Here is a 9,390-nt window from a genome sequence, read left to right as displayed (position 1 = left end):
CGGCTCCAGCCTTGCCCACTGTGCATCCGTCAGATCTCCACGCGCCACACCATGATCATCACCGATCAAGATCCACTTTCGCAACAGACCCTAGTGCGGCCGGTCCTGAATGTCCCGCTGTGTCCGCTACGCGCCGCAGGGGCGCGAAAAGGCTGACCGTCGGGTCGTCGGGTCGTCGGTTCTTCGGGTCGTCGGTTCTTCGGCTGGTCGGGTTCGTCGGGTCAGACGATGACCGCCACCGCGAAGACGGCGAACGCCACCGTGCACGCCGTCGCCGCGAGGACCGCACGCGGCGACGGGGCACCGGGCGCCGCCGCCAGCTCCCGCATCCGCCGGTGCGCCACCCACAGGAACGCAAGCCAGAGCAGGGCGATCACCGTCACCCCCACGAGCGCCACCGGCGAACCGCTGGTGCGCAGGGCCTGACGCAGCGCCAGCACGGCCGTCACCGAGCACGAGAGCGTCGTACGCCGCCACGCGAGCCGGGTCCGCTCCGGCTGCAGCCCCGCGTCACGGCCGCCGTCCGCGGCCGGGGTACTCATCGCCCCGTGGTCCAGCCCAGCAGCACGACCACCATCATCGTGACCGCCACCAGCCCCACTCCCAGGCTCAGCACCACCGGGAACCGGGACAGCGGCAGGTCCTCGCCGCGCCGCATCGCCCGCTCGCACCGCACCCAGTGGTTCACCGCCCGCAGCGCACAGGCCGCGCCCACCGCGAGCAGTGCGAGCGCCATCCCGACGCGCACCGCCCACCGCAGGTCGGGCAGGAACTGGTCCACGGCGAACCCGCCGCCCACCAGGGCCAGGCCGGTCCGGATCCAGGCCAGGAAGGTCCGCTCGTTGGCCAGCGAGAACCGGTAGTCGGGGGTCTGGCCCTCCTCCTTCACCCGCTCGGGGGCGAAGCAGAGCCACACGTCCTTGCCGAAGTCGATCACCCGGCCAATCTACTGGCGCCCCGCCTCAGCTGCGCCCCGACGGCGAGTCCGGCAGAGCCCGGAACTCCCGGAGCCGCCGGTACGCCTCCAGCCCGTCGGGCACCCACGGCCAGGATCCGTCCCCGGCCCGCTCCGCCACCTCCTCCTCCGGAAGCCACGCGTGCCAGGCCACCTCCGAGGCCTGGGGCCGGACCGGCAGCTCGCAGCGGACCTCGTGCACGTACGACCACCAGGCCCCGCCCGGGCCCTCGTACAGGAACTTGAACAGCGGCTCCGGCTGCGCCAGCCCCGTCACCCCCAGCTCCTCCTCGGCCTCGCGCAGCGCGGCCCGAGCGTAGCTCTCGCCCGCCCCGAGCACCCCGCCCACGAACATGTCGTAGTGCGAGGGGAACACCAGCTTCGACGCGGTCCGCCGGTGCACGAAGATCCGCCCCAGCCCGTCCCGGGCCAGGACGAACACGCACCGGTGGAGGAGGCCGTCCGCGTACACGTCCCCCCGCCGCGCCCGCCCGGTCACCCGGTCCTGCCGGTCCACCACGTCCAGTACCTCGTCTGCCGCGCTCATGGCTTCGTCCTCCCGCTCCTGTTGACTGGTTACCACTCCGTAGCAAAGGATCGCCCCACCACCGACGGAGGACGGTTCTCGCATGACGTACGACGCAGACGTGATCGTGATCGGGGCCGGGCTCGCGGGCCTCGTGGCCACCGCCGAGCTCGTCGACGCCGGCCGCAAGGTCATCCTGCTGGACCAGGAGCCGGAACGGTCGATCGGCGGGCAGGCCCACTGGTCCTTCGGCGGCCTGTTCTTCGTCGACTCGCCCGAGCAGCGCCGCATGCGCATCAAGGACACCCGCGAGCTGGCCCTCCAGGACTGGCACGGCACCGCCGGCTTCGACCGCGAGGAGGACGCCTGGCCGCGCCGCTGGGCCGAGGCCTACGTGGACTTCGCGGCCGGCGAGAAGCGCCCCTGGCTGCACGCGCAGGGCGTCCGCTTCTTCCCCGTCGTCGGCTGGGCGGAGCGCGGCGGCTACGACGCGAACGGCCACGGCAACTCCGTCCCCCGCTTCCACATCACCTGGGGCACCGGACCCGGGCTGGTGGAGCCCTTCGAGCGCCGCGTCCGGACCGGCGTGGCCCGCGGCCTGGTCCAGCTCAAGTTCCGCCACCGGGTCACCGGGCTCTCCCGCACGGCGGGCACGCTCGACACCGTGACCGGGGAGGTCCTCGCCCCCTCCGACGCCGTACGGGGCGCCGCGAGCGGACGCGAGGCCACCGGGGAGTTCTCCCTGCGCGCCCAGGCCGTGATCGTGACCAGCGGCGGCATCGGCGGCAACCACGAGCTCGTGCGCAAGCAGTGGCCGGAGCGGCTCGGCACCCCGCCCGAGCGGATGCTCTCCGGGGTCCCGGCGCACGTGGACGGCCTGATGCTCGGCATCGCGGAGGAGGCGGGCGCCAGCCACATCAACAAGGACCGGATGTGGCACTACACCGAGGGCATAGAGAACTGGGACCCGATCTGGGCCCGGCACGGCATCCGCATCCTGCCCGGCCCGTCCTCGCTCTGGCTGGACGCCACCGGCAAGCGGCTGCCCGTACCGCTGTTCCCGGGCTTCGACACCCTCGGCACGCTCGACCACATCATGAGAACCGGCCACGACCACACCTGGTTCGTCCTCAACCAGCGTGTCATCGGAAAGGAGTTCGGGCTCTCGGGCTCCGAGCAGAACCCCGACCTCACGGGCAAGTCCGTCCGCGGGGTCATCGACCGGGCGCGGCAGGCCGTCCCCGGGCCGGTGAAGGCCTTCATGGACAACGGCGTCGACTTCGTCGTGGAGAAGGACCTCTCCGCCCTCGTGCGCGGAATGAACGCGATCACGAAGGAAGGGCTCCTCGACGAGGAGACGGTCCGCCGTGAAATCGTCGCCCGGGACCGGGAGATGGCCAATCCCTTCACCAAGGACCTCCAGGTCACCGCGATCCACGGAGCCCGCAAGTACCTCGGGGACAAGCTGATCCGCACCGCCGCCCCGCACCGGATCCTGGACCCGGCGGCGGGCCCGCTGATCGCCGTCCGGCTCTCGATCCTGACCCGCAAGTCGCTGGGCGGGCTGCAGACCGATCTCTCCTCCCGCGTCCTCACGGACACGGGCGAACCGCTGCCCGGGCTCTACGCGGCGGGCGAGGCCGCCGGCTTCGGCGGCGGCGGGGTCCACGGCTACCGCGCCCTGGAGGGCACCTTCCTCGGCGGCTGCATCTTCTCGGGCCGCGCGGCGGGCCGCGCCGCCGGGGCCGCGGTGTCCTGACGGGCGCCGGCGGGGCCGCGGTCCCGGCCCCGAGCCGGTCCCGGCCCCGAGGGCTCCGGCCGGGCGAGGAGGCCGAACCGCTGCGCCGCGCGAGGGCTTCGTCGCCGGCGGCGCACGGGCCGCCCGACGGCCTCCCGCCTCTGCGGGCCGTGCCGGAACCTCCCGTGCGCGGATCGCCATTCGGCCACTGACACGAACCCCTCGCCCTCGTCCGGCCGGCGCCCCGGCTCCACGTCCACCGGACGCGGCACCCGTACGTCCCTCACCTCGAGGACACCTCCGCGACATCCGGCGCGGTCCCCGTCCGGCACCGGCCCGCCCGGCGCCGGCAGCGCACCGCCCGTGGCCTCGGCGTCGGCCGGCGCCCCCGACGTCGTGCTCCCGGCGCCGCTCGGGACCGCTCGGCGCCGCTCGGGACCGCCGCCACCGGCGCGGCGGGCACCGGCCCCGGAATGCCGGACGGGGGGGCGGAAGGTTTCCGCACCCGTCATGGAACCCACCCCGGGACCCGCCCAGTGGACCCGCCGCCGAAGCCGCCGCCGACCCCGGTGCGAACCCGAACAACCCCCTCAACTCGGCCGACCGGGGGACCAGTTGAAACTGGCCACCCAGTGGACTGGACCTTGACGCGGAGCTGTGCGTACCGCTTTGCTGTCTGTGATCATCCGGCCACACAGTCCAACCGCCCGCGTCCTGGAGGGAATCCGCGGATGTCTCCGCCTCCGCCGCCCCTCGGCCGCGCCCGCAAGCGGGACGCCCAGCTCTTCGACCCGGCGCTCTGCGACAACGAACTGGTCGACGTCCGTACCCAGTTCACCCAGGGCCGCTGGGCCAGGGCGCGCTCCCTCCTCGTCAGCACCGGCGACGACTGGGACCGCCGCGGACACCGGCTCGTCGTCCTCGCCGAGACCCCGGCCGCCACCGCCTGGGCCCGAGAGTGGCTCCTCGCCGAACCGGAGAGCGCCGACGCCGTCACCCTCCTCGCCTGCGCGGCCGTCTTCAACGCCCTGCGCCGCAAGGGCACCCCCGAAGCCGCCGAGGAAGCCTGCCGCCGGGCCGCGGCCCTGTTCCCGGCCGACCCCACCCCCTGGCTCGGCCTGCTCCTCCTCACCCGCGCCTTCGGCACCGAAGAGGAGTTCAGCCGCCACTTCGACCAGGTGCGGGCCCGCCACCGCGAGCACCACCACGCCCACCACCTGATGGTCTCCAAGCTGGCGGAGCGCGCCCCCGCCGCCGGCCACGACCCGCTCCACGAGGTCTACGACTTCGCCGCCTGGGCCGCCGAGGAGTCCCCGGCCGATTCCCCGCTCGCCGTCCTTCCCGTCATCGCCCACGCCGAGCGCTACCGGGTCCTCGCCTCGGTCCACGGCCACACCCCCGACCGCATCACCGACCACTGGTCCGGCCGCCGCGCCCGCCAGGTCCTGCGCGCCGCCTTCGACTGGTGGCTGGAGTGGGAGCGCGAGGACCACCCCCGCAACCGCGTGGACCTCAACTTCCTGGCCCACGCCAAGCTCTGCGAGGGCCGGCCCGCCGAAGCCGCCGCCCTCTTCCACCGCATCGGCAGCCACGCCACCCGGGCCCCGTGGTCCTACCCCGACCTCGACCCGCACCAGGCGTTCCTCGCCGCGCGCAGTGCCGCGCTCGGCACCTCCTGACCGCAGCCAGTCAGCTCAACCCGCGCAGCTCAGCCCCGCTCAGCCCCCGCCCCCGCCCCCGAAAGGACGACCCCCCATGCCGACGGGCAGATCCTCCACGCTCACCGACCCGGCAGGCTCGGCCGGCCCGGCCGAGATCCGCACGTACAAGGGGCAGGACCGCGCCCTGCGCGCCGACCGCCTCGGCACCGCCGGCCTGCTGCTCTCCGTACTCGCGGCGAGCGCGCCCCTGATGGTGGTCGCGGGTGTCATGCCCACCACCTTCGGCGTCATGGGCATCGTCGGACAGCCCCTGCTGTTCGTCATCCTCGGCGCCGTCCTCGCGCTCTTCAGCATCGGCTACGCCGAGATGAGCCGCCACGTCCACAACGCCGGCGCCTTCTACGCGTACATCGCGCGCGGGCTCGGCCCCACCGCCGGCGCGGGCGCCTCGCTCGTCGCCCTCGTCGCGTACAGCGCGATGCAGGTCGGCGTCTACGGCATCCTCGGCTTCGAGGTCTCCGGCCTCTTCGCCACCTACCTCCACGTCGAACTCGCCTGGTGGACAACGGCCCTGGCCGCCGTGGTCCTGACCGGAGCCCTCGGCTGGCTCAAGATCGACCTCAACGCCAAGGTCATCGGCGTCCTCCTGCTCATCGAGGTCGTCCTCGTCGTCGTCTTCGACCTCGCCGCCCTCGGCAAGCCGGGCCCCGACGGCCTCTCGCTGCACGCCTTCAACCCCGAGACCCTCGGCGGAGCGGGACTGGGCACCGCCCTGTGCTTCTGCATCGCCGCCTTCGTCGGCTTCGAACAGTCCCCGGTGTACGCCGAGGAGACCAGCAAGCCGCACATCGTCGTCTCCCGCGTGATGTTCCTGGCCGTCGGCTTCGTCGCCCTCTTCTTCGCGCTCAGCGCCTGGGCCCTCACCGTCGCCACCGGCCCCGGCGAGGTGGTCAAGACCTCCGCCGAGGCCGGCCCCGGACTGCTCTTCCAGCTCACCGAGAGCCGCCTGGGCGGCGCCTTCACCGACGTCCTGCACGTCCTGTTCGTGACCGGCATGTTCGCGGCGATGCTCAGCTTCCACAACGTCGTCGCCCGCTACGCCTTCGCGATGGGCCGAGAGGGCCTGCTCCCGGCCTCCTTCGGACGCACCAACGCCGGTACGGGCGCCCCCGGTACCGGCTCGCTCCTGCAGACCGTGGTCTCCGTGGCCGTCGTCCTCGCCTTCGCGTTCACCGACGACCTGCCGGCCGGCAACCCCACCGCGCCCGTCCTGCACCTGTTCACCTGGATGGGCAGCGTCGGCGCCCTCGGCGTGACCCTGCTGATGGCCGCCGCCTCCTTCGCCGTCATCGCCTTCTTCGTCCGACGGGGCACCGCCGGCGCCCAGGTCTGGCGTCTGGTCGCGGCCGGGCTCGCCGGCCTCGCGCTGCTCGGAATCGCCTTCTGGACGGTCAAGGACTTCGGCGTCCTGGTCGGCGCCGAGGAGGGCTCCGCCCTCAGCTGGCTGCTGCCCGGGATCATCGGCGCCGCCGCCGTCGTGGGCCTGGCGTACGGCCTGGTGCTGCGCTCCGGCCGCCCCGAGGTCCACGCCCGCATCGGCCTGGGCAACGAGGCCTTCCGCCTCGACCAGGCGGCGGAGTCCGTGGAACAGGCGCCGCAGGCCCCGAACGCCCCGCGCGGCTGACCGGGACGCGTACGCCGGAGGGGGACCCCGCCGCGGCGGGGTCCCCCTCCGGCTCGTCCGTGCGGTCCGGGCGCCGACCGGTCAGGCTTTCTTGACCACGCTGGACTTCAGCTGCATCGCGCCGAAGCCGTCGATCCTGCAGTCGATGTCGTGGCCGTCGACCCCGTCGACGATCCGGATGTTACGGACCTTCGTGCCGGCCTTGATCCCCGACGGGCTGCCCTTGACCTTGAGCGCCTTGGCCACCGTCACGGTGTCGCCGTCCCTGAGCACGTTGCCGACGGAGTCCTTCACGACCCGCTCCCCGGAGCTCTCGCCGCCCCCGGCGCCGTCCGCGCCGCTCTCGGCGGGCACCCACTCGTGACCGCACTCCGGGCACACCACGAGCGCGTTCATCTCGTAGGTGTACGCGCAGGAACATTGGGGACAAGGGGGAAGATTCTCATTCACTTCCCCAGAATATCCCCGCCGGGCCTCGGCCCGCCCCCAGGCCCGAAAACGCAGAAAACCCCACGTGAAGTGGGGTTCTCGCTTGGTGTCCGAGGGGGGACTTGAACTCTCCACTCGGGCACCAGCTCATTAGCCTGCTGACCTGCACGAATACCCTTCTGGGGACCCTACAGGCCGATTGACGGCTGGTCCCGCTCACCTGCCGTTTCTCGGTGTTTCGGGCCGCTGTTGGTCATGCGTTGGTCACGTGACCATCCCGGCCCCCTTTCCCTCACGGCAGGGCGTCCAGGCTGGCTGAGAACCGCTCCACACCGACCGTGCAGACACTCGCCAACCTTGACGCTGCCGTGCCCTCAGGACGAAGCTCGTGCAAGTTGGCGTAAGCCACTCGACACCGGAGGCAGTCATGGCACTACGGTTCATCGGGATTGATCCAGACACCGGGCAGCAGGGTTCCCCCACCGTATGGGTGGACGAGGAGAAGGGGGAGCTGGTGCTTCAGGGCTGGAAGCCAGACGACAAGCTGGAGGCCGAGTGTGCGGCGTTCGAGGCTCCCGGACATGCCCCGGGCATCCCTCCGCACGAAGCTGTGATTCGGATTCCGGCCCGCATGGTGCCGATGCTCAGGAAGGCCTGTGATGTCGCAGAACGAGCCGGGCTTTAACGAGCTCTTGGCGGCGGCCAAGCACTCGGCCGTGCATCTGGAGATGCGCGACTCGTACGGCGTCGGCGACGAGGCGGAAGACTACGAGCACTGGAAGCGCACGAGCCAGCGCGACGTGGACCCGGGGTCTGCCTACTGGGCGCCGTGGGTTGATTTGATTCGTGGCACGGTGGCCCGAGGCGTAGTCGTCCGCCGCGCTCGGGTTGTCTCGGAACCGGTCACGGATTACATCCGGTATGAGCACGCCGGCACCGTGGTCAATCTCCACGCCGGGGAGCAAGTCCGCTGGCTGCCCAGGCGGCAGGCGTCGGACATTGCGCTTCCTGGAAACGACTGCTGGGTGTTCGACGGAGAGATCGCGCTCTTCAACCACTTCTCCGGGGATGGAAACTGGTCCGAGCCGGGCTGGGAGGTTCGCTCCGAACCGGCCGTAGCTCATATGGCGTCGGCCGCGTTCGAAGCGGTCTGGGAGCGCGGCATCCCGCACGAAAATTACTCGGTCTGACCTCACGAAACTTAGAAGAGCCAACTCATGTCCGCGTCCCCGTCATCCAGTGCCCAGGCCGCCCGCGAAGCCCTCGCCGCCCGCCTTGGGGCTCTCCGTCGAGATGCGGAGCTGACCGGGCATGAGCTGGCTCTTCGGTGTGGCTGGAGTCCAGCCAAATCTTCACGCATCGAGCGAGCCAAGACCCCCGCATCCGATGCCGACGTCCGCGCTTGGTGCAAGGCGTGCGGAGCGGAGGATCAGACCGCCGACCTGATTGCGGCGAATCGGCAAGCCGATCAGATGTACGTGCACTGGCAGAAGCTCCATCGTCACGGGATGCGCAGAGCGCAAGAGGAAGTCGTTCCCCTATACGAGGGAACCCGCCATTTCCGTGTGTACTGCTCGAACGTGGTCCCGGGGATGCTCCAGACGGAGACGTACGCGGCAGCCCTGCTGTCCACGATCGCCGCGTTCCAGGGAACCCCGGACGACTCGGAAACGGCAGCCGCCTCGCGAATTGAGCGCTCACGCGTCCTGCACGAAGGCGACCACCGGTTCGCCTTGCTCCTGGAAGAAACGGTGCTCCGCTACCGCATTGGCGACGATGCCACCATGGCTGGCCAACTCGGCTACCTCCTGGCGGTCATGGCCCTGCCGAACGTGAGCTTGGGAGTGATCCCCTTCACGGCTCAGCGTCGCGTCTGGCCGCTGGAAGCCTTCTACTTGTTCGACAGCCGACAGGCGAGCGTCGAACTGCTGACGGCTGCCGTGAACGTCTCGGCACCGAGCGAGGTTGCAACCTACTCGAAAGCTTTCTCCGAGCTGTCCAAGATCGCCGTGCATGGCGCTCCCGCTCGGGCTTTGATCTCAGAAGCGATCAACTCTCTCGGGTAGTTCGTGTGCAAGTTCATGCAAGAACATGGATGCCTCGCTAGCACCCTCCCTAACGTCGTTCTCACAGCGAGCGACGGCGAGCACCGCACAGGTGCGTGTGCGATTAGGGGTGCGACATGACAAGGGCGAAAAAGGTAGAGGCCTCGAAGCTTGATCGGGACGTATGGGAGTACGTGACCTATGCGCCCGGTCACAAGTGCTCCGCCTGCAAGCGCAAGGTCCAGCCGCTCGAACCTGGGGCCTCCCCCTGAGTGGTGGACACGCTGATAATGGATCTTGATTGATCCGGAGGAAGCGAGAAGACCACCGATGGCTCTGAAGGACTATTCGG

At 70.9% G+C, this 9,390-nt stretch carries 10 protein-coding genes; 6 read left to right on the top strand and 4 right to left on the bottom strand.

The window, feature by feature from the left end; all coding sequences use genetic code 11:
• Window positions 1–221 precede the first annotated feature (221 nt).
• Genes ABZY44_RS36545 through ABZY44_RS36535 form a run of 3 tightly spaced genes read right to left on the bottom strand, consistent with a single transcriptional unit; the run spans window position 222 to window position 1,502 of the window.
• Window positions 222–542: a DUF202 domain-containing protein gene (locus ABZY44_RS36545; RefSeq protein WP_356661670.1), complete on the bottom strand. Its 321-nt coding sequence runs from the start codon at window positions 540–542 to the stop codon at window positions 222–224.
• Window positions 539–937 (bottom strand): DUF202 domain-containing protein, encoded by a 399-nt coding sequence (locus tag ABZY44_RS36540; protein WP_356661668.1) that lies wholly within the window; start codon window positions 935–937, stop codon window positions 539–541. The genes ABZY44_RS36545 and ABZY44_RS36540 overlap by 4 nt, the downstream gene beginning before the upstream one ends.
• 25 nt (window positions 938–962) lie before the next feature.
• Entirely contained in the window at window positions 963–1,502 is a 540-nt protein-coding gene (locus tag ABZY44_RS36535) for an NUDIX domain-containing protein (protein ID WP_356661666.1), read from the bottom strand.
• An 82-nt stretch (window positions 1,503–1,584) separates the two neighbouring features.
• Here ABZY44_RS36535 and ABZY44_RS36530 point away from each other — a divergent pair, with 82 nt between their 5' ends.
• From ABZY44_RS36530 to ABZY44_RS36520, 3 genes are all read left to right on the top strand, one after another.
• Window positions 1,585–3,240: an FAD-binding dehydrogenase gene (locus ABZY44_RS36530; RefSeq protein WP_356661664.1), complete on the top strand. Its 1,656-nt coding sequence runs from the start codon at window positions 1,585–1,587 to the stop codon at window positions 3,238–3,240.
• Between the two features lie 710 nt (window positions 3,241–3,950).
• Window positions 3,951–4,898 carry a hypothetical protein gene (locus ABZY44_RS36525; protein ID WP_356661662.1) on the top strand — a complete coding sequence of 316 codons (948 nt, stop codon included), beginning with the start codon at window positions 3,951–3,953 and terminating at the stop codon, window positions 4,896–4,898.
• Between the two features lie 76 nt (window positions 4,899–4,974).
• The gene (locus ABZY44_RS36520; RefSeq protein ID WP_356661660.1) at window positions 4,975–6,564 is read left to right on the top strand and encodes an APC family permease; all 1,590 of its coding nucleotides are present in this window, start codon (window positions 4,975–4,977) and stop codon (window positions 6,562–6,564) included.
• Between the two features lie 81 nt (window positions 6,565–6,645).
• Here the strand turns inward: ABZY44_RS36520 and ABZY44_RS36515 are convergent, their stop codons facing one another.
• The gene (locus tag ABZY44_RS36515) at window positions 6,646–7,014 is read right to left on the bottom strand and encodes a zinc ribbon domain-containing protein YjdM (protein WP_356661658.1); all 369 of its coding nucleotides are present in this window, start codon (window positions 7,012–7,014) and stop codon (window positions 6,646–6,648) included.
• 406 nt (window positions 7,015–7,420) lie between these two features.
• Here ABZY44_RS36515 and ABZY44_RS36510 point away from each other — a divergent pair, with 406 nt between their 5' ends.
• The 3 genes from ABZY44_RS36510 to ABZY44_RS36500 are packed head-to-tail and all read left to right on the top strand — an operon-like array spanning window position 7,421 to window position 9,059.
• Window positions 7,421–7,678 carry a hypothetical protein gene (locus tag ABZY44_RS36510; RefSeq protein WP_356661656.1) on the top strand — a complete coding sequence of 86 codons (258 nt, stop codon included), beginning with the start codon at window positions 7,421–7,423 and terminating at the stop codon, window positions 7,676–7,678.
• The gene (locus ABZY44_RS36505) at window positions 7,653–8,183 is read left to right on the top strand and encodes a DUF6879 family protein (RefSeq protein WP_356661654.1); all 531 of its coding nucleotides are present in this window, start codon (window positions 7,653–7,655) and stop codon (window positions 8,181–8,183) included. Before ABZY44_RS36510 ends, ABZY44_RS36505 begins: the two co-directional genes overlap by 26 nt.
• A gap of 27 nt (window positions 8,184–8,210) precedes the next feature.
• Complete coding sequence (locus tag ABZY44_RS36500) at window positions 8,211–9,059, top strand: helix-turn-helix transcriptional regulator (RefSeq protein ID WP_356661652.1); 849 nt, start codon at window positions 8,211–8,213, stop codon at window positions 9,057–9,059.
• The last annotated feature ends 331 nt before the right edge of the window (window positions 9,060–9,390 follow it).

This window comes from Streptomyces sp. NPDC006544 (genome assembly GCF_040611715.1).
Classification (GTDB): domain Bacteria; phylum Actinomycetota; class Actinomycetes; order Streptomycetales; family Streptomycetaceae; genus Streptomyces.
Note: the sequence above shows the minus strand (reverse complement) of the source record. Positions and strands in the feature narration are given on the sequence as shown.